This window comes from Pseudoalteromonas sp. GB56 (genome assembly GCF_054923835.1).
On record NZ_JBPCHK010000003.1, the window covers coordinates 109896 to 131509 of the forward strand.

A 21614-nucleotide genomic window follows, 5' to 3' on the forward strand; every position below is an offset into this window, starting at 1 on the left:
CGAAGCATGCAAGAGGATACTATGGAACCGCAATATTGGTTATCTCGTTGGCAGGCAGGGGATATTGGTTTTGATCAAACCCAGCCTAACACCAACTTAGTGACTTATCTTAATACCTTGGAATTGCATGAGGGGGCACATATTTTTGTGCCTTTGTGCGGCAAGAGTATAGATGTTATTTGGCTATTAGAGCAAGGCTTCCAGATCACGGGGGTTGAACTCAGTGAAGATGCCGTGAAGTCTCTGTTTGCGGCACTGGGTATTCAGCCTAAGGTAGATAAAAGTGGTGATCACTTATGTTATCGACATGGCCGATTACGTATTTTTGTTGGTGATATCTTTGATTTAACTACACAACAACTGGGCGAAACCAACGCCATTTATGACCGCGCAGCATTAGTTGCTCTGCCTTATAACCTGCGTGTGAAGTATGCTAACGCGCTCAGTGTATTGTGCCCAACAGCAAATCAGCTAGTGGTGACTGTAGAGTACCCGCAACCAGAAGCCGACAGCACGCCGCAATCAATATCCCATAGCCATTTGCGCGAGCTGTACGCGCATGATTACAGCGTATCTATGCTAGCTAATAAGGAAGTAAGCGAAGGAATTAAAGGTTGCCATCCTGCGTTTAACGCAACCTGGCATCTGGTGCGTAAGTAAATAAGCAGGGCGTTTGCCCTGCCGTCATTTTCTATCTGTTCAGTGAAATCACCGGCTGTAAGGTGATACAAATTGGCGGAAAACTCATCAATACCTTGGTTCGTAGGCAAATGCTCATCTCGGTCACCCAAGTGGTTCTTACCAAACTGACCTGTTGTGTAGCCTTGTGCTTTAAGCATTGTTGCTAAACTTGGATCGGAAGTTTGAATACCTTCTTTAGCGTCGGGTAGGCCTACAGTGCTCAGGCTGGCACGAATTGGGTATTGGCCGAGGATGAACGCAGCGCGGCCCGCAGTACAAGACGCTTGCGCATAATGATCCATAAACATCATGCCTTCATTGGCAATACGGTCGATATTGGGTGTGGTTCCACCCATCATGCCGCGGTGGTAGCTACTGATATTCCACATCCCCCAGATCATCACCCCAAATGACTAATACGTTGGTTTTTTCTGGGGCGAAGAGGGAATACCGGTAAGTAGACTAGCTATAAACACTACAAGACGTAGCACGGTTCTCTCCTTGATTAAAATAAATCCAATTAATCTATAGCATCGTATTGTCTAAGTTGTAGTGACGAAGTATTGATTTTAGTCACTATTTTGTTCCTTTTTTACATGCAAATTTATGTGAAAGGGCTATAGTAAAAGCTTGGATTTAAGATTGCAGTGTTTCTTATCGAATTCAATTTGTATCTTACTAATACACAAGGAGAAATGATGAAATTACCATTAGTAAGTGTAATTGCAGGGGTGCTGTCCCTGTCTGTTCAAGCCAAGGACCCTAATGTCTTGGCAATCATGGTGGATGATGTTGCGCAGGTGTCGCTGAGCGCATATTCCCACGGTATGACCTATAATACTCCCAATATTGACCGTATTGCTAACGAAGGCGCACTTTTCACTGATCACTATGCGCAACCAAGTTGTACGGCTGGTCGTGCTGCCTTCTTGATGGGACAACTGCCAGTGCGAACGGGCTTAACAACAGTCGGTCAACCCGGCAACCCATTGGGTATCAAGGAAGAAGACCCAACCATCGCAGAGTTTTTAAAAAGCAAAGGTTACATGACGGCGCAATTCGGTAAAAACCATTTGGGTGATTTGGATGAGCATTTGCCCACCCGCCACGGTTTTGATGAGTTCTTTGGTAATTTATATCATCTCAATGTGTCAGAAGAACCAGAGCAGGAAGACTATCCTAAAACGGCAGAGTTTAAGAAAAAGTTCGGTCCGCGCGGCGTCATCGAATCTTACGCTGACGGTCGTATTAAAGACACAGGACCACTCACACGTAAGCGTATGGAAACGTTTGACGAAGAAGTGCTAGCTCGCAGTTTAGATTTTATGGAACGTGCGGTTAAAGCAGACAAGCCGTTCTTCATCTGGCACGCACCAAGTCGTATGCACGTATACACGCATTTAAAACCAGAAAGCCGCCATTTGGCAACGAATATCAGCTCTGAAGAAGACGTGTTCGGTAGTGGTTTACTTGAGCATGATGGTCATGTGGGACAATTACTCGATAAACTTGACGAGCTCAAAATCGCTGACAACACAATCGTACTTTACACCACAGATAACGGCCCAGAGCAGAGCTCATGGCCGGATGCGGGCACCACTAAATTCCGTGGTGAGAAAATGACCACCTGGGAAGGGGGCGTTCGCGTTCCGTTTATGGTGCGTTGGCCAGGCAAAATCCCTGCCGGTTTGAAACTCAACGGTATTTCATCACACGAAGACGTGTTCCCGACCATTGCGGCCGCCGTGGGTGAGAAAAACCTGCGTAAAGCAATGGAAAAAGAGTTCAACGTCTACATCGACGGTGAAAACAATCTTGATTACTGGCGCGGTAAAACGGATAAGTCAGCGCGTAATCACTTCTTCTATTACTATGAATCGCAGTTGACTGCAGTTCGTGTTGGCCCATGGAAAATGCACTTCGCATCTAAGCCTGGCGGTCGTTACTACGAGGATTTGGTAACGCATACCATGCCTAAGCTGTTCAATTTAAGAAAAGATCCAATGGAACACTATGATGGCGTCACTGGTTTCCATCAGATCATGAAGAAGAGCTGGGTAATGCAACCTGCAATTGCCTTGCTGACGGAACACATCAAGACTTTTGAGAAGTTCCCACCTCGTCAAGAGGCAGCTTCACTCAATATTAATGAAGCGATCAGTAAAGCAAAATCAGCGGCTAACAATCGCTAATTACATCAGATCATCCACTGGGTTCTTCGCCTAGTGGGTGATTAAATCCAACGCCGTACTTTTTTGCAGTACCGCACGTATTCACTCTTGAAGCTTCTTAGTAACGCCTGTTCTTCTGGCTTGATTTGGTGCTGGTTGAGATAAAGCACAAAAACGGGTACCCACACAAATGCTGCATAGTTACCAAGGAATACTCCCCAGCCGACTAAAATGAGCACAAACCCTACGTACATTGGGTTGCGGCTATATTGGTATATCCCAGAAGTGACTAGTTTTGAAGATTGCTCAGGAATACGTGGGTCAAAGGTGGTTTGCGCTTGGCGAAATTGCATAACACCCAATGCAGTACACACACCGCCAAGCATCACAATCGCTAGAGATATCAACTCACGAAAAGGTAAGTGCCATCGTGCCTGTGGTGCTTTAACAGCGGTAAGAAACATTAACCACAGCACGATTAAAACCAATATTAATGGCGGTATTCGTAATTTCAACATCGTTCGAATGCCAGCATTTAGTTACCTGACACACTTTGCATCATTGTTAATTTTTGTACGAGCGCGTGTATTTGCGGATCATTTGGAACCAGTTGTTGCAACTTACTGGCAAAGCGTACCGCCTCAGCGTAATTTTGCCCTGTGATATGTAATTGCACTAGGGTGTAACATAAGTCAGGGTTGTTTGGATTGAGCGTAAACGCCTTCTCCAATTGTGTCATGGCGTGTTGGCTTTCCCCCATTTCATTGAGAAGCAAACCATACGTATAAATGTGATTAACAGAGCCATGCTCAGCGGCAATTTTCAAATGGTCTTTGGCTTTTTCTCTGTCCTTTTGACGAACCCAGCTCATCGCTAAGGCATAGTGCACATCGGCATTATTAGCATCAATCTCAAGCGCTTGCTTCAATACCTTTTGTGCTTGTTGTTCATTGCCTAGACGACGATGTAGATCAGCTAAATTCACGTACGCAGGAATATAAATGGGCTCAATTTCAATACCTCGCTTATAGTGTGCTTTTGCTTCATCCGGTTTACCTAATTCCAGCGCTAAGTTACCCAAATTAGTGTGGCTGCTACTGCGCTCAGCATTAAAACGTTCTGTTTGTCGGTATTCCTCTAGCGCTTTTTCTAGCTGCTCACGTTCCTTACCTTTGAGGTTGTCTGGAAAAGGGACGCTGAGTAAACCAGCAAGACTGCGGGCCGCTTCGGCGCGAATAGCCAAGCGCGAGTCAGTGAGCAATGGTTGTAATAAACGATAGCGCTGCGCAGGAGGGAATCCTTGTGCGGCATTGATAGCACCCAATCGTTTGAGAGGTTCTTCATCTCGGACCGCTCGGCTAATCGCAACAACCGTGTTTTGGTCAGGGAAATTGCGCATGCGGGCTAAAGCTGAGGCGCGAATAATGTCATTGTACTGGCTGTTTTGTGCGATACGAGTCAGTAACTGCGACGCATTAGGTAACCCTTGGTCGGCGGCATGAAATGCCAGTGAAAAATGTTCGCTGCCCATTCGTGAGCTATCAGGGTGCCATGACTTGATAGCATTCACTGCCCACTGTGGCGTTTTATCTTCATGACAGGTATTACAGGCATTGGGTGCTTGGGTTTTTATTGTTAAGTCCGGGCGTGGCACGCGTAAACTGTGATCTCGACGCGGATCAACCTGCATGTAAGTAGTTTCTGGCATATGGCAATCAACGCATTGGCTGCCAGCGACATCGCTCGGGTGCCCATGATGTTGTTTGCTATCGAATTGCGCTGCGTTGTGACACTGTGTACAGGTTTGGTTACCTTCGAGCTTTAATTTACCTGAGTGAGGATTGTGGCAATTGCTGCACGTTACCCCTGCTGCGAACATCTTGCTTTGCAAAAATGAGCCCCACACATAGTCCTCATCAAAAATTTGCCCATCAACATGATAGAGCTCAGGAGTCACCAAAGATGGGCGAAATAAATCGAGAAAATCTTTGCTGTTATCCCTTGGGGCTAATTGAGCTCGGCGTGAATGACAAGTGGCACACATGTGTAACTGCTCTGAGTCAGTTTGTTCACCTACGGCTTGCATGGTGCCGTCGCTTTGTTGCGTAAATAAGGCGACTTGTGTGCCTATATTTTTGGAAAACCCTCTGTTTTTTATCTCTTTATCACCTTTTGCCCATGCCAAATGTCGATTGCTATCACCATGGCAAGCGCCGCAACTTACGTTGACTTGTGAATAGCGCGAAGCGAATTTTTTGGTATTGAGGTCAAATTTCTTTTCAAAATCCGTGCTGTGGCAATCTGCACACATGTGATTCCAACTTTGCCCCATTTGAGTGTGGTGAAACTCATCAGTTGGCATTTGCTCAGGATGTAGCACAAACCATCTTTGTCCGCCCTGTGCTTTAGTCCTGCTGTCCCAAGCCAATGGGATGAATGCATATCCTCCGCGTTCATCCTCAACCATGTACTGCTGCAGCGGTTCATAGCCAAAGGTGTATTTGATTGCTTGCTTTACTGCAGGGATGTTTGGCCGCTCAGTGGTGATGAAGAACGAACCATTATTTTGAGACAGAGTTAATGACGAATCTTGGTACGCAACCTGTTGTCCATCGAATGCACCTAGGACGAATTCGGATGTTGCGGGGTTCATAGCATGATAATGGTGCGAACTTTGCCAATCTTTAACTTGTTCGCTATGGCATGATTGACATGTTTCTTCAGCCACAACCTGTGTTGCGACAAGTATCAATATTAATGTGAGAAAAAATCTAGCCGCGCCTTCGTGCATGAAGTTGATGTCCCTTGAATTCGATAGCGTGCGCTCAAACTGAGATGTTAGAACGTGAATCTCTAAATTATCGTTTGATACTCTTTAGTGCAACGTTTTTCAAAGAAATAACATGGTTTTAGAGATGAGTGTGTAGGTGTAGTGGAAATACTCAGAACAAATAAAAAGGGAGTGTTCAGCTCCCTCGGTTAGTGCATTTCCTGCTTTATAACTGGTAGTTAAATTCGATGCGATGATCGCCATCGAATACATCCACATTTTCATTCCAGTTGGCAAAGTAGCGAACGTTCATGCGTGGGTTTATTTGGTAGCTTGCAGAAAACTCATGAGTAAGGATGTTACTTTCATCTCGTCCATAGTAGTTATCGCGATAAGTACTTGAACCAGTAAGCGTGGTTAGCCAAAATGGGTTGTAGTTGAGCCAAATTTTATCGGTGATCGTGATTTTTGAGTACATACCAATCAAACCATAGGTGCCCATAAATGAGTATCCATCATCGATTGAACCATCTTTTTGGCGCTCATCCTTTCCGACCGACGTGCCCACACCCGCTAATGGAAAGAGCGTGAGAGGCCCCATTGGCTTGAGGGCTTGAATCATTGAGTAGGAAATATCTGCACTTTCATCGGCGACTAGATTACTTTTGAAGTTGTAATTTACATCTAGCTGGCTAGCGCGCATGTTTGTGAGCTTAACGCCAAAATTTCTGAAACGCACCGAGTCGAGGGATTGCGTGGTACGATTGTCTGAACGCCAACCTAATGTGTCCCCTAAAATACCTTTGGCCTCTACAACAAATTGAGCTGAGGTCGTATCATCGCCAGTATCGTAGGCTTTACCGACCTTAAAGTTAAGGCCTTTGTCCGTGGCCCCCACGCCTGCTTGGGTATAAATGGCAAGTGGGTCGGACATATCTTGGACTTCGTCTTGCTGTGCAAATGCATTGCTGCAAAGTGCTACACAACACAATGAAAGAAAAGGTTTGAACATGTGACTTCCTTATAACATTCCGGTTCTTATTCAATAAATTATTTGTGAGAGACGTTTACCAACTACTGCCTGCTTGTATGTAAAATGCATTTTCTTCGGGGCCATGGGCTACATCAATACCCATACGTACACCATAGCGTTGTGAAACTAGATAGCGAAAACCTGCCCCAAAAGTTACACGAGAACTTGCAGAGCCTAAATCGCCCCAACTGTTAGCGGCCTTACCTATGCCGCTAAAGCCTAACACTTTCCAATCTGGCGTTAAGTGGTAGCTGAATTCAGCTTCGGCGACTAACACATCTTCGCCTTGGTAACGAGACTTAGGAATGCCGCGTAAATCAATAAACGGCAACACATACACAGGCAGTGCAGAATCCCCTTTGTTGCGCACACCTTCATAATCAACGCGCAACCCCATTCGTGTTTGTTTACCGAGATGCCAGTAGTTTAATCCCGATAGAATGTAACTGTGGTAGTCAGTGTCACTGCCAATCGCGTCGTCAAACACTAAGTATTCAAAGTGATAATTATAGCCCTTCTCTGGGTCAAAAGGACTGTCAGTTGAGTCATATTCCGCAATTAGGCCAAGACCTGAGGTATTATTTTTAAGTTCCAACTGCTCTAGGATGGAGTTTAACTCGTCGAATACACGTCCTTCATATGATTTAAAAGGCGATTCAGCGAGCCCAATTTCGACATGACGATAGGTCTGTTTCGCTCCAACAAACCAGTCACTGTCGTTAATACGCCAACTTAATGTCTGTAACATTGCCGGACCGGTTAAGTTTAATTTTATTGGGTCTGATAATTCGATACCAGCAAGGCTATAAAAATCGAGGTTGATGTCGCCATAGCCAACGAACCCTTTGTAACGAACGGTGTCGTGTTGCCAATAACCTATATGTCCAAAGCCGAATACCATACTCTTATTGCGAGTGTATGCACCACCGACTAAGGTAATTCCGCTTGGCATCATTGGGGTGTCTGACTTCGCCACGTTTTTGTTTTCATCCGAATCATGGAAAAACAACATAGCGCCACCTAAACCTGCACCTACCGCAGGCTCTGTGATGATTGTTGGTACTGGCAACATGGTGATTGGCTCTTCGGCCGCAGTTTCTGGTGTGGTTGTTGTGTCGGATTCGTCTGCAAACGCAAACGTGGTTGTACCCGCAGCTGTTACTGCACTGACTAGTAAAAAAAGAAGAGAGAGGGTGTTTAGCTTATCCGTGCGCATGAGAATCTCTTTGTCTGTATTTTAAGCAAATAAGTATACCAAGCTAACATATTCTTGAGTATTCTTTTTGAGCGAAAAAGAACCGTTTTGAGTGAAATCTATACTCCTTGATTTCGAATTCTCGTCCACATTTATTGAATACTCTATTTTTGCTAACGTCGTCAAGCGAGACATTTGCAGTTGTTACATGGTTTGCACTGTCTCTATGGGTGAGTAGTCAATTTGCAGTTCGACTACTTGAATTTGGGGCATGGCCCTAAGGCGCTTTAGTGCCAAGGCGAGATCGGATTCGCTTTTTAAAACTAACGTGTAACTCGCACCTTGCTGTTGTCGAACAATATACTGCTGCTTAAGCTCTTCTATAGGCAGCTGTTTACTCACCACGACAATCTCTCCTGTAACGACACCAAACTCTTGCATTGTTAAGTTAAATATTTTCACGCCTTTGCGTAATTCACTCTTTTCCCAACGGATTTTATCGCCATTGTTATCCAGAGTGTGTATGTTTGTACCTGACTTAATGGAAGCGTGATCATCTGCAGTGCTGGACTCGCCAGTACATGCGGCCAACGCCAAACACATTAACAAAAACAATGATGATCGCATTACGACTCCAGTTGGGTATAACAAGAATGATGTCTACATTTAAGTTAGACCGACGAAGAACACAAAAGCAAGGTGAATCATGGAAAACAACACACGACGTACAAAGCGTTTCAAATGCACACGGACGGCACTGAGTTTAGCTGTAGTCTTTGCGTTAACAGGCGTTCAAACCCAAGCTCAATCAGGTGAAAACCACTCTGACTCGTTTCAGGCGATTTCCAATAAGCCGCTGACACAATCCCAAGCACAATTACAATTAGCAGCCAAGCAAACTCAAATTGGTTTAGCGTCACACTTCGATACACGACTTAACCGCACAACGTTTTTATGGGCACCAAAAGAGCCTGCTTTGAGTGCATTTGCCAACAAGTCATTACCAGAAACAGCGCAGATGTATATGCAGCAATTGTCTGGTCTTAATGCGAGTAAAATGAGCAACGTTGCCACGCAATTGAGTGATTGGCATGACACAGGTAAAGGGGCAGTGATCGCCCGTTATCAGCAATATGTACAGGGTATTGAAGTATTCAATCGCCAATATAATGTGATGCTCAATAGGAAAGGAGATTTGGTTGCGAGTTCGGGTTACTTTGCAGATGTGCCGCAACAAGCACAATACTTCACTGCACTTGATGAATTTTCAACGCCAGAACAGGCGTTGCGCAGCGCGTTAAGTCACTTTTCAAACGCAGAATTACAACTAAACGCAACACAAAAGCAAGGTCAATACCGTCATTTTGAGGCCAACGCAACGGCACAAGAGCATTTTGCTAATATCCGAGTAAAACCTGTGTTTTATCCGTTGAATGGGCAATTGCTTGCAGCGCATTATGTGGAAGTTGAGCGCAGGCCAGCAGCGTCATTAGAAAGTGATTTCTTCGCGTACGTCATTGATAGCGCATCAGGTAAAACGCTGTTTAAAAAGAACCTGCAATCACACGCTACGCCATACAATTATCGAGTCTATGCAGATGCGCAAACAGGGTATCCACTAGAGGGGCCGCACGGTGATGTGATCCCCGCGGATGGACCAAACCAAGTTGATGAAACGGCGGTGCTGACGGCACCCCTTGTTAGCCTCAGCCATTATTCAAGCCTATCGACCCAAGACCCTTGGCTAAGTGATACCGCAACTCAAGCATATGGCAACAATGTCTATGCATACGCAGATATAGCCGCGCCGCAAGGATTCAATGAAGGCGATTTGGCTGCAGAAACGACCTCAGCATTTACGTTCGATTACCCACTGGACCCTGACGCTGACCCTGGTACTGAAGGCAATGTTAAAGCGGCGATTGTTAACTTGTTCTACATGAACAACTTTCTGCATGACGTGTTTTATGACTATGGTTTCAATGAAAGTGCTGGCGTAGCGCAGTTCGACAACTTTGGCAGAGGTGGGGTCGATGGCGACCCCCTTGAAGCTCAGGCTCAAGATTACAGTGGTTTGAATAACGCCAATATGTCAACGCCGGCAGATGGTGGTCGTCCACGAATGCAAATGTATTTGTATGACTCCAAAGATATCGCTGTCGGCGCAGATTTCGGTGTGGTGGGGCCAAACGGAACCTTGTCATCGTCGCAGCGATCGCAATTTGGTCCATCTGAATTTGATGTCAGTGGTGTGTTGGCGCGATTCAACGACGGTAACAGCACTGACTCAGCGAGTATCTATGATGGCTGTGAAGCGCCAGTTGATGCCAGCACTCTTGCTGGCAAAGTAGCGATCATTGAGCGCGGCAGCTGTAACTTCACCGTGAAAGTGAAAAATGCCCAAGATGCAGGCGCAATTGCCGCCCTCATCACGAACAATGTGAATGATGGGACACCCGCACCAATGGGCGGCTCTGATGCCACAATCACCATTGCTAACATGGGCTTAAATTTCGCTGATGGAGAATCTTTGTACAATGCGCTGGGCGGTGCAGATGTCAATGTGCGTCTATTCAGTACCCGTGCACTCAAAGATGGCACGTTCGATAACGGTATCATCGCCCACGAATGGGGCCATTATATTAGTAACCGTCTGGTGGGCAACGCTTCAGGCTTATCGAACTTCCAAGGTCGCGCGATGGGCGAAGGTTGGGGCGATTTCCACTCCTTACTCTTTATTGCTAAAGCCAGTGATGCACAGATTGTTGGTAACAGTGATTTCTCTAAACCATACGCAACCGGCACTTACGTAGAAGACTTCTACTTTGGTATTCGTCGCGTTCCGTATACACCGAATCAAGATATCAACCCGTTGAACTTTAGACATATCACAGAGGGAGCGGGCGCGGATGTGGGCTTGCCTCCGACGTTCGTTGGCTCGCCACATGCGCCAGGTGAGTTTTGGGCTACTGTGTTGTGGGACAGCTATGTGGCATTGATTAACGAACATGGCTTCAGCGAAGCGCAGGATAGAATGATGCGTTATTTAGTGGGTGGTTATAAGATGACCCCGAATGCGCCGCTGTATACTGAAGCGAGAGATGCCTTGTTGGCGGCTATCGCAGCAGAAAGTCTCAGTGACTATCGTTTAGTACTTGCCGCTTTCGCCAAGCGTGGTATGGGTCTAGGCGCCGTGTCGCCCGAGCGTTACAGCGATACGTTAGAAGGCGTCGTGGAGTCTTTCGAAACTGAACTGGCTGCTTTTGCGGTGGAAGACGTTGTCCTGAATGCCGAAGGAGGTAGTTTTTGCAGCGCCGACGGTTTCTTAGATGTGGGTGAAGTGGGGACGTTGTCAGTGCAAATTATCAACACCGGTAGTGAAACTCTGACCAACGTGCCAGTACAATTTGAGATTTTATCAAATCAAGGTGTGACATGGAGTGATGGCGGTATGTCCAGTGTTGCCCAAGTTGAGCCTTTTGCTTCGGCATCGAGTACACCTATTACGCTTGCGTTGAACAGTGCGGATATTGCCAGTGAGTTGCAAGTACAGGTGAGTTTTCCAGAAAAGACAGTGGGTGATAGCATCGTTGAACCGGCCAGTGCGATTGGTCGCTTTGTAGTGCAACTGGCTTTTGAAGATGCGGCACTGAATGCCGGTGCTCAGCAGGACAACATGGAAAGTGCGGTCCTCAGTAAGCAAAACTTGCCACTGACATTACTCAAAGAGTCCACGCAAGCTGTCTCGACGCTAAGCTTTGATAGTTCAGCACAAATTGATGAGTTTGAGCTTGGTGGAGTGGACCTAGGAACGCAAAGTTTGTTCTTAAACAACAATGCGTTTGAGTCGGATGTGGCGATTACTACCCGCGCCTTCACCATAGCCACAGACACGGACTTCTCAGTGTCGTTCTGGCACTACTATGCGCTGGAGCAAGATTGGGATGGTGCGGTGGTCGAAATCAATGTTGATGATACTGGCTGGCAAGATGTGACCGCTGCTGGTGGTACATTCTCTGTTGGTTATGATGCGGTGCTTTTCGATAACCCAAGCCAGTCTTTGCAGCAACGAGAAACCTTTACGGGCCGCAATGAAACAGGCGGTATTAAGGGAAACCAAGAACAAATCGATTTTGCGCAGTCGTTGGCAGGAAAGCAAGTGCAACTGCGTTTTCGGATCAGCAGCGACGGCAACACCGCAGATGCAGGCTGGTGGATTGATAACCTGATGCTGTTAGGCATCGACACCTCTGCGTTTTACACTGTTGTCACTCCCGATACCTCAGCGTGTGATAATCGCCCACCCATGGTGAGTAATATTGCTGCACAAACGGTCAATGAGGGTGATCAGGTATCCATTGCTGTGCAAGCATCGGATGAAGACGGCGACACCTTAACGTATCAGTGGCTGCAAACACAGGGCACCTCAGTAACCTTGAATAATGACACCAGTGCGACAGTGAGTTTTACTGCGCCAGAGGTAACAGCAACTGAAGTGTTGGCGTTTAAAGTCACAGTAAATGATGGCAGTGAAAGTGTTGAACAAACAGCGCAGGTGACGGTTAACAATGTCGTTCCACCTGTTATTACGCCTGATCCGGATCCAGAGCCTCAACCAGATTCAGGCGGTTCGGGTTCAATGGGCTGGTTTGCATTGATGGCACTGGTAGCGGTGCGTTTGCTGCGCAGACGATAACCAAGCTATCAAAGCATCGACAGTATTGGCACAGGTCCACAGTGGTCCTGTGCTTATCTGAGACATAACCCCTTCAACCTTGTTGAGGGGGTTATCTATTTGGGTAAATCACCACACACGCTGTGTGTTTTTGTTTGCCGAACCCCACGATTTGATTGAGCGCCTTTTTGCCTATAGGGACATTGGCTGCCGACACTGCATCGCCAGGCTCCTCAACAAGCGGATCGTGAAAATAGAAGAACTGCTCATTCATACCACACAGCACAATCCAATGGGGTTCTTTACAGCCATTAAAACGAAAAGTACTAATTAACAGTAGCACAGCAGCGCCTTGTTCAATCCAAATCTCTATCTGTTCAATTGTCGGCGGTGCCGTATTTACTTGAATATCGGTTTGTTGAATTTGCTCTTCAAAATCTTCATGCACTAGTTCAATGACTGACTTCTTAACAGGGTCACGCACTGAGTGAATAAACGGCGTGCCTTGTGAGTGTGACCATAACTCCACGGCAAAACCGCGTCGATGTGCTGCCAGTGCTAAGCCTTGCCCACTGCACCCTCCATGACCGCCAGCCATAAAAATGGTAGTGGCTTCACGCCACAGTTGCACCTCATTTTTACGCGTTAACGCTAAAGGGTGTTTAAGTGCAGAAAAACTCATTAATAAACATGCTGCACCACAGGTAAATGGCAAGGTTTGTACATATAAGGGCATGGGGAGCGCAGTGTGTGGTCCGGAGGTACCCACACGCTTTTGCATACGCAGGCCATCGGCGAGATCATCATAGTAATGTATGAGTGTTTTTAGAGGTTTAAACCCATGTTTTTCATACAGTTTTATGGCTGAAAAATTATCTTCCCTAACTTCCAGTCTTAGCGTAATGTATCCACGTTCAACCGCGCTTTTTTCACAGAGCGAAAGTAACTGTTCGCCAACGCCTTGACCTCGGAAATCCGGTGATACAGCGATGGAATAGAGCCGTGCAAGTTGTGTGGCCTGATTGAAAAGTAACAGGGCGTATCCTGAGAGTTTATCGTCAGCACATGCTATAAGTAGCATACTGTGTTCGGATTGAATAAACCGCTTCATTTGACGGCGATTGATCGTATCAGTACTGAAGACCTTGTTTTCAAGGTGCAGTAATTCATCCAGATCAGAAAGTAGGGCGCAACGGTATTCCATAAGACCTCAAAGACGCGCATCGAAGTTGTCATTTAAAAGCAAAAATTGATATCTCTCAATAGGAATTATAGTCATGGCAAACATTCTCATTGTTACTGACGAATCGACAGACTGGAAAGACTACTTCCCATCTGAAAAAGTTGTCACCGTCAATGAGTACCTCACCAGCGGCGCATTTACTGAAAGCAAAAGCATGCAGGTCATTAATCTATGTAAATCATACAAATACCTAAGTAGTGGCTACTATTGCTCGCTCATGGCAGAAGCGCGAGGCCATCGTGTTATTCCTAAGGTGATGACCATTAATGACTTAGACCAACAGTTTATGTTGCGTTTAAAACAAAGCCACTTCGAACGTCATTTTAACGACCAAGATGAAGTGCAGGCGATGATCTATTTTGGCCGCACAAAGGTGCAAGGGCTACAGAGGGTCGCGCAGCAAGTATTCGAGCATTTTATGATCCCAGTGCTCAAAGCCTGCTTTGTTAGAGTTAACGGTAATTGGCAATTAGCGTCTTTGGAGGCGTGTGCATTTCAATCATTGGCTGACGAAGAACAAGACTTCTTTGGTGAATCATTGGAGTTGTTCTCACAGAAGGTGTGGCGTAGCAAGCGCAAAAGTAAAAAGTTTCGTTACGATATCGCGATGTTGGTGGATCCCAATGAAAAAATGCCACCGTCAGACCCCAAAGCGTTGCGCCGGTTTCAACGGGCCGCCAATCGTATTGGCATCAATATGGAAATCATTGGCCCGAACGATTTAGCGCGCTTAGGTGAGTTCGATGGTCTGTTTATTCGCGCCACCACCAATATTGCGAATTTCACCTATAAGTTCGCAAAAACCGCGGAAAACTTAGGCCTTGTGGTGATGGACGACCCTGATTCAATTGTTAAATGCACTAACAAGGTGTTCCTCACTGAGTTGCTTGCGGTTAACAAGGTGCCTATGCCAAAAAGCGCCATTATGCGCGCTGGGGCCACTGAAATGCTCGAAGAAGCAGCCAGCAGAATCGGGTTCCCCATGGTTTTGAAAGTGCCAGATGGCGCATTCTCAATCGGCGTTGTGAAAGTCAAAGATCACCAAGAGCTGGAAATACAAAGCGCAAAAGTGTTTGAAAAAAGCGCGTTGGTGTTGGCGCAGGAGTATTTGCCGACAGATTTTGATTGGCGTATCGGGGTACTTAACCGCCAACCAATTTATGCCTGCAAATACATGATGAGCCGCGGCCATTGGCAGATTTATCAGCATCATGACAGCGGTCGGGTGAGCTCGGGTGGTTTTGAAACCCTTGATGTTAAAATGGTACCAAAATGTGTGCTGGATGCGGCAACCAAGGCAGCGAATCTAATAGGCGCAGGCATCTACGGCGTGGATGTCAAAGAAATTGATGACCGCGCATACGTGATTGAAGTCAACGACAACCCCAGCTTAGATCATCATATCGAAGATGCTTTACTCGGCGACTTATTATATGACCGCATCGTTACTGAATTTTTACGTCGCATGCAGATGCGTGGATTTTAGTGCACGATTATCCGTAAGATAAAAAAATCCCTCATCAAAGTGAGGGATTTTTGCAGTTAAGGCATACCTTCACGGGCGTGCCTTTTTCATTTCCCGGGGAGAGGAATTAAGAAACGATACCCAGAGGTTTACCAGTTTGCCATGCACCACGTGTAAAGTCTGGGATGGTTTTACTGTTACTTCTATCTGCCACAGAAGCCATGCTTTGTGGGAAGATAAAGACCAAGCGGCGGCATCGTATACATCTTGATCCAGCGCTTCATTGTTACGTAAGCAGTAAATCATGCGCCACAGCATAATGAAGTCCATGCCACCATGGCCGCCATTGCGCACCGCTTCTTCACCCATACGTTTCCAAAGAGGGTGGTCGAATTCTGCTCGCCATTTCTCCATATCTTGGTCCCAGCTATGGAAGTTTTGCATATGAGGTTTGTAACCTTGTGAACCCGCTGCTTCCCATTGCTGCAACTCTTGTTCATATTGCTTTTCATAGATCTTTGCGATGCCTGAAGGCACGTTTTCAAGTGCAATACGGTTCGGGAAGCCAGCAAATGTACCGTTAGTACCTTGAATGAGGTTGTGACGGCTATACGGGCGTGGGCTGGTGGTGTCGTGTTGCACCATGATGCTACGACCTTTCACCGTTTTGATCATGCTGGTGTTCATATCGCCGGCAACAAACTTCAATGAGCGACGTTCATGTCCTGCTGGAAACTCGCGTTGTGCGTACGCTGCACGACCTAGAGCGGGTGAAGATACAGAGGTCACGAAATCAAAACGGTCACCGCGGTTAATGTTCATGTATTGAGAAACAGGGCCTAAGCCGTGAGTCGGGTAAAGGTTACCATTTGCTTTGGTGTGCCAGTATGTACGCCAAGAACCTGTACTGCGGTCAATTTCTTTCATTTGCCAACGAAGGTCATGAATATATGCGGCTTCACCATGAAGTAGCTCACCAAATATCCCTTTGCGAACCATGTTCAGAACCATCAACTCATCTCGACCGTAGTTGACGTTTTCCATCATCATACAGTTTTTCTGAGTACGCTCAGCGGTGTTAACGAGTTGCCAACACTCTTCAATCGTGGTGGCTGCCGGCACTTCAACAAAGGCGTGCTTACCACTTTCCATGGTATCGACACTCATTGGCGTGTGCCATTTCCATGGTGTAGAGATGATCACAATGTCGATATCTTGGCGTGCTAGCATATCTAAATAGGCTTTATCTGAGCCTGTATATGCAGTTGGTTTAGGTAAACCTTTCTCAGTGACATAGTTTACAGACTTCTCTAACATCACCGAATCGGTATCACAAATCGCTTTGATTTCAACACCTTCGATATGGCACAGGTGCTTAACATGGCCGCTACCACGTTGACCTACGCCGATAAAGCCTACACGTACTACATCCATCGCTGGTACAGCAAGACCCATCACACTCTTACCTTGAGCGGCTAAAACAGGCTGCTGTGTTTCGCCTTGTTGCCCTTTTGCACATCCGGCAACAACTGTCGCGGCTGTCATAGCCGCGGCAGATTTCAAAAATTTACGTCTATCTAATGTCATAACGATACCTAAGTCACTGAGATTTATTTTAGAGAATTGTTTCAGTTTCTTACTTTATAACTCATGTCTAATGGGAATACAATGCGTGTTCTTTCAAAATCTTTCGTAAAATCCATTTTTATTTATGTGATTTGCTTTATTTGTTTGTATATTGTTGTTTTTAATGGTTTTATTTGTTTACTTTCGTTTTCTTTTGTTTTGTTGTTTGTTCTTTCGGTTTGTGTTAGTGTAGTTTCAAATCGTTAGTTTAACTGTTAAAAATTGCTGCTTGGAGAGAACCATGGAAGCATTAAAGACCATCATTAATAACAACCGTACTGGGCAACAACAGGGGATCTATTCCGTGTGCTGTGCCCATCCGTTGGTGATTGAAGCAGCCATGCGCCAAGCGTTAAAGCATGACAGTGTGCTGTTAATCGAAGCAACAGCAAACCAAGTAAATCAGTTCGGAGGCTACACAGGTATGACGCCTGATGGCTTTGTGGCTTTTGTACATGGCATTGCTGGCAAAGTAGGGTTGGCGAGGGAGCGAATTATTCTTGGCGGCGACCATCTTGGTCCGGTATGTTGGGTTAATGAACCGGCTGAGCAAGCGATGGCAAAGGCATTAGACTTGGTGAGTGCGTATGCAAAAGCGGGTTTTAAGAAGATACATCTTGATGCCAGTATGCCGTGTATTGACGATGGTGAACGATTGGCAGATGCAGAAATAGCTCGCCGCGCAGCGATGATGTGTCAGGCTGCTGAAAAAGCCAGTGAAGCAGGCGACATTCTTTACGTTGTCGGCACAGAAGTACCTCCTCCAGGTGGGGCGACCGAAGAACTGGATGTTATTGAGGTATCAGACGTAGCAGGCGTGCAACAAACCATTGAGTTGCACCAAAGTGCGTTTAGGCACTTCGATGTTGCAGATGTTTGGTCGCGCGTCATCGCGGTTGTGGTGCAACCGGGAGTGGAATTTGATAACCATCAGGTTGTTGATTATCAGCGCAATGAAGCCAAGCAGCTAAAAGACTTTATTACATCGGTTGATAACCTTGTGTATGAAGCGCATTCGACAGATTACCAAAGTAGCGAACGTTACCACGAATTGGTTCAGGACCATTTTGCGATTTTAAAAGTAGGCCCGCAATTAACCTACGCATTGCGTGAAGCACTCTTTTCTCTGTCTTATATCGAAGAACAAATGATTACTGAGCCAAGTAAACGTTCAAATTTGCGAGCGGTTTGCGAACAAGTGATGTTGGATAAACCAGGTTACTGGAACAAGTTTTATCCAACAAGTGGCGACAACGCGCAGTTATACCGCGCATACAGTTACAGCGATCGTATTCGCTATTACTGGCCAGAGCCGGCATTACAGCAGGCGGTTGCTACGCTATTTGGGAATTTAGAAGCACAGACAATTCGTGAAACATTATTGAGCCAGTTTATGCCCAATCAATATCAGGCATACCGTAATGGTGAAATTACCCTTGCGCCACGAGAATTAGTAATCAATAAAATTATGGAAGTAACGAATGCCTATTCGCTTGCTTGCAATCAATAAGCGTTGTTTTGGAGACATTGACCATGACGCACTTTTTATCACTGGATGAAACTACTCTTAAGCAACAGAATGCATACTGGACGGCAAGAGAAATTGCTCAACAACCTCGCTCTTGGCTTAACACCGCAGCCATTGTTGAACAATGCCATGCGGCCTTAAATGATTTTTTAAGCCCGATACTGGCGTTGCCCAGCTTACAAATCGTGTTAACAGGCGCTGGTACGTCGGCGTATGTGGGTGAAGCACTCGCACCGCATATCACAGAGAAAACGTCGTTAGATGTGCGTGCTATTAGCACCACAGACATAGTCTCTAACCCACTGGGCTATTTACAACAACACACACCAACACTTTTGGTTTCTTACGCTCGTTCAGGCAATAGTCCGGAGAGTGTTGCCGCGGTTGAGTTGGCTGACCAAGTGCTCGACAATTGTTTTCACTTGGTGATCACGTGTAACGAACAAGGTCAATTGGCTCAGCAGGCGCAAGGGCGCAGCAATAGCTTTTGTTTGTTAATGCCAGCAGAAACGCTAGATGAAAGCTTTGCCATGACCAGTAGCTTCACGTCTATGCTACTGGCCACATTGTGTATTTTTACGCCTGATGAGCAGCAGTTGGAAAGCTTAGCACAGCAAGTTGAGCATCTACTTGATACGCAGCTTGATGACATTAGAACTCTTGCCGAAACCTCTATGCAGCGCATTGTCTTCTTAGGTGCGGGCTCATTGATTGGCTATGCAAAAGAAGCAGCACTGAAATGTTTGGAGCTTACAAATGGTGATGTGATCAGTTATTTTGAATCGCCACTGGGCTTTCGTCACGGACCTAAAACCATCATTGATGATAAAACAGCAATTATTTTAATGGCTTCGAATAATCTTTACAGTAGTAAATACGACGCTGATTTGTATAAGGAGTTGGTGAATGACCAACAATGCATGTCAGTAACCCAACTGCAAAGTGGTCACCAATCGACAACATTGGAAGATGTGTGGCAAGGTCTATATTATATCGTTTATTGTCAGGTTTTCGCCTTTTATAAATCAATGTCACTCGGTCTAACGCCTGATAATCCTTGCCCGACAGGCGAGGTAAATCGAGTTGTGAAAGGGGTAACGATTTACCCATTAAATGTCTAGTTTGGATCGGTAGGACGCAGTATGGCTGTTTTTGGACTCGATATCGGTGGTACAAAGATAGAGACCGCCATTTTTAGCAAAGATTTAGAGCAGCAGCAGAGTTGGCGAATTTCCACGCCAACGCAGGACTATCAAGCGCTGTTAGACGCCATTTGCCAACAAGTGCAAAAGGCTGACGAAATCAGTGGTTGCAGAGGTGCTGTTGGCATCGGCATGCCCGGTATTGTCAATGACGATGGCAAAGTACTTTCTGCCAATGTGCCTTGCGCCTCAGGAAAGGTGATTGGTAAAGATTTACAAGCATTGTTGCAACGACCTGTCGCGATTCTTAATGATACTCGCTGCTTTGCCTTGTCTGAGGCAAATGGTGGTGCAGGACAAGGTTTTGAACGCGTATTCGGTGCTATTCTCGGCACAGGTGCCGCGGGAGGCATGTGTATTCAAGGCCAACTGCTTAACCAAGGCCTAGGTTTATCTGGTGAGTATGGTCATTTGCCATTGTCGGCCTATTTGCAGCAAAAATACCAGCTGCCAATTTTGAAGTGCGGTTGCGGCCTAACCGGGTGCGTTGAAAGCTACATTGCAGGCCCTGGCATTAAGGCGCTTAATGCGCATTTTACGGGGCAAAGCAAGACGGCTATTGAGTGGGCGCAAGCAATTAAAAGCAACGACAAAGGCGCACTTGACGTGCTTGCTTGCCATCTAGATATTCTTGGTGAAACCTTTGCGGCTATTACCAAAAGTTTGCATCCAGAAGTCATTATTCTTGGCGGTGGCTTATCCTTAGTGGATGAGATTGTTGAACAACTGCCACGTGCTATCGGTGAACACCTGTTTTCCGGATTTGCGGTCCCAGAAGTGAAATTGGCTAAGTTCGGTGATTCAAGCGGTGTCCGTGGGGCTGCGATTATAGGGAGTGTGCATGCGCAATCTGAGTAACGATTTAACTCGCTATTATCTTAAAGCGGCGAAAATAGTCACTGAAACTGAGGTGTTGGTTGATCATGCAGTGCTTGTCGATGACGGCAAAATTGCGGCGATCGCCAGCGAGTGCGATACAGGCATAGAAGTGGTCGACTTGGGGGACAACACCCTATTCCCAGGCTTTATTGACTTGCACATTCATGGCCGCGAAGGGTGTGACATCATGGATGGCACTCAAGAGTCGCTAAATATCATATCCAAGTCCTTAGCGCAGCATGGCGTCACCGGCTTTGTCGGTACCACAGTGACGGCCGATTGGGCGGTGTCTATCACGGCTTACAAAGCCATGGCGAACGCTTATAAAAATGGCTTATCAGGGGCGCAGCTATTAGGTGCGTACAACGAAGGTTTATTTTTTGCTGAAGCGCACAAGGGCGCGCACAATGAGTCTTTCTTTTTAGCGCTCACCAAGCAACGGTTTGACGAAATTTATGACGCCTGTGATGGCTGTTTAACATCGTTCGCATTGGCGCCGGAATTACTCAACAGTGCCGATATGATCAGCTACATCACCAGCAAAGGCGTGCGGGTGATGTTAGGCCATACCGACGCCAGTTTTGACGCCACTCAAGACGCTTTAGCACATGGTGCCTGTGGCGGTGTGCATATTTTCAATGGTATGCGCGGTATTCATCACCGCGACCCAGGTTGTGCTGGCGCATTACTCATGGATGACAGCGCCATGGTTGAGGTGATCCCTGACGGCATTCATTTGCACCCTACCATAATGAACATGGTCTATCGTCTTAAAGGTGCAGACAAAATCGCGTTAATCACAGATTGTGTGAGCGCAGGCGGTTTGCAAGATGGCAGATATCAACTGGGTGAAATGCCAATTGTGGTTGAACAGGGCGTTGCACGCACTGAATCAGGCTCGCTAGCGGGCAGTACCCTGACTATGGAATTAGGGGTGAAGCGCTTTTACAATTTGACCGACGCAAGCTTGGTTGAAGCGACCAAGATGGCCAGCTTAGTACCCGCTCAATTTTTGGATAAGGCGAGTAAGCTTGGCAGTATTGCGGTGGGTAAAGACGCAAATTTTGCCGTGTTGGACGAGCACTTCAACGTGCAAGCGACATTGTGCGCAGGGCGACCTATTTATTTAGCATAATAGAATTACAT

The 21614-nt window shown here is 46.3% G+C and carries 16 protein-coding genes; 8 read left to right on the plus strand and 8 right to left on the minus strand.

Annotation, left to right across the window (positions count from 1 at the left end):
* Positions 1-21: 21 nt before the first annotated feature.
* The gene (locus ACH19P_RS15890; protein WP_462159577.1) at positions 22-660 is read left to right on the plus strand and encodes a class I SAM-dependent methyltransferase; all 639 of its coding nucleotides are present in this window, start codon (positions 22-24) and stop codon (positions 658-660) included.
* Here the strand turns inward: ACH19P_RS15890 and ACH19P_RS15895 are convergent.
* Positions 564-1070 carry a sulfatase-like hydrolase/transferase gene (locus ACH19P_RS15895; RefSeq protein WP_462159579.1) on the minus strand — a complete coding sequence of 169 codons (507 nt, stop codon included), beginning with the start codon at positions 1068-1070 and terminating at the stop codon, positions 564-566. The two genes, ACH19P_RS15890 and ACH19P_RS15895, sit on opposite strands and share 97 nt — an antisense overlap.
* Positions 1071-1379: 309 nt before the next feature.
* Between ACH19P_RS15895 and ACH19P_RS15900 the strand changes: the two genes are divergently transcribed.
* The gene (locus tag ACH19P_RS15900) at positions 1380-2873 is read left to right on the plus strand and encodes an arylsulfatase (protein ID WP_462159580.1); all 1494 of its coding nucleotides are present in this window, start codon (positions 1380-1382) and stop codon (positions 2871-2873) included.
* Positions 2874-2914: 41 nt separating this feature from the next.
* Here ACH19P_RS15900 and ACH19P_RS15905 read toward each other — a convergent pair whose 3' ends face one another.
* The 5 genes from ACH19P_RS15905 to ACH19P_RS15925 form a co-directional block, all read right to left on the minus strand.
* A complete protein-coding gene (locus ACH19P_RS15905) occupies positions 2915-3328 on the minus strand; it encodes a methyltransferase family protein (protein WP_462159581.1) in 414 nt (137 codons plus the stop codon).
* A gap of 59 nt (positions 3329-3387) precedes the next feature.
* On the minus strand, positions 3388-5580 hold the full coding sequence (locus ACH19P_RS15910) for a tetratricopeptide repeat protein (RefSeq protein ID WP_462159582.1): 2193 nt from the start codon (positions 5578-5580) through the stop codon (positions 3388-3390).
* A 268-nt stretch (positions 5581-5848) separates the two neighbouring features.
* Positions 5849-6634, minus strand: coding sequence for a hypothetical protein (locus tag ACH19P_RS15915; protein WP_462159583.1), 786 nt, complete (start codon positions 6632-6634; stop codon positions 5849-5851).
* Between the two features lie 55 nt (positions 6635-6689).
* Positions 6690-7871 (minus strand): BamA/TamA family outer membrane protein, encoded by a 1182-nt coding sequence (locus ACH19P_RS15920; RefSeq protein WP_462159584.1) that lies wholly within the window; start codon positions 7869-7871, stop codon positions 6690-6692.
* Between the two features lie 183 nt (positions 7872-8054).
* Positions 8055-8477 (minus strand): hypothetical protein, encoded by a 423-nt coding sequence (locus ACH19P_RS15925; protein ID WP_462159585.1) that lies wholly within the window; start codon positions 8475-8477, stop codon positions 8055-8057.
* A 79-nt stretch (positions 8478-8556) separates the two neighbouring features.
* Here ACH19P_RS15925 and ACH19P_RS15930 point away from each other — a divergent pair, with 79 nt between their 5' ends.
* Positions 8557-12546: a rhombosortase-dependent M36 family metallopeptidase gene (locus tag ACH19P_RS15930; protein WP_462159586.1), complete on the plus strand. Its 3990-nt coding sequence runs from the start codon at positions 8557-8559 to the stop codon at positions 12544-12546.
* Between the two features lie 91 nt (positions 12547-12637).
* Here the strand turns inward: ACH19P_RS15930 and rimI are convergent, their stop codons facing one another.
* A complete protein-coding gene (gene rimI, locus ACH19P_RS15935; RefSeq protein WP_462159587.1) occupies positions 12638-13729 on the minus strand; it encodes a ribosomal protein S18-alanine N-acetyltransferase in 1092 nt (363 codons plus the stop codon).
* A 73-nt stretch (positions 13730-13802) separates the two neighbouring features.
* On the opposite strand from rimI, the gene ACH19P_RS15940 reads away from it, so the two are divergent.
* Positions 13803-15254, plus strand: coding sequence for a RimK family protein (locus ACH19P_RS15940; RefSeq protein ID WP_462159588.1), 1452 nt, complete (start codon positions 13803-13805; stop codon positions 15252-15254).
* A gap of 69 nt (positions 15255-15323) precedes the next feature.
* On the opposite strand, the gene ACH19P_RS15945 is transcribed toward ACH19P_RS15940, so the two are convergent.
* Positions 15324-16820 (minus strand): Gfo/Idh/MocA family protein, encoded by a 1497-nt coding sequence (locus ACH19P_RS15945; RefSeq protein ID WP_462159589.1) that lies wholly within the window; start codon positions 16818-16820, stop codon positions 15324-15326.
* A gap of 280 nt (positions 16821-17100) precedes the next feature.
* On the opposite strand from ACH19P_RS15945, the gene ACH19P_RS15950 reads away from it, so the two are divergent.
* From ACH19P_RS15950 to nagA, 4 genes are read left to right on the plus strand one after another with little or no spacing between them, the layout of a single operon-like run.
* Positions 17101-18369, plus strand: a complete 1269-nt coding sequence (locus ACH19P_RS15950) for a D-tagatose-bisphosphate aldolase, class II, non-catalytic subunit (RefSeq protein WP_462159590.1) — start codon at positions 17101-17103, stop codon at positions 18367-18369.
* A 23-nt stretch (positions 18370-18392) separates the two neighbouring features.
* Positions 18393-19508, plus strand: a complete 1116-nt coding sequence (locus ACH19P_RS15955; RefSeq protein WP_462159591.1) for an SIS domain-containing protein — start codon at positions 18393-18395, stop codon at positions 19506-19508.
* Positions 19509-19529: 21 nt separating this feature from the next.
* Positions 19530-20447, plus strand: a complete 918-nt coding sequence (locus ACH19P_RS15960) for an ROK family protein (RefSeq protein WP_462159592.1) — start codon at positions 19530-19532, stop codon at positions 20445-20447.
* On the plus strand, positions 20431-21603 hold the full coding sequence (gene nagA / locus ACH19P_RS15965; RefSeq protein ID WP_462159593.1) for an N-acetylglucosamine-6-phosphate deacetylase: 1173 nt from the start codon (positions 20431-20433) through the stop codon (positions 21601-21603). The genes ACH19P_RS15960 and nagA overlap by 17 nt, the downstream gene beginning before the upstream one ends.
* Positions 21604-21614: the final 11 nt, after the last annotated feature.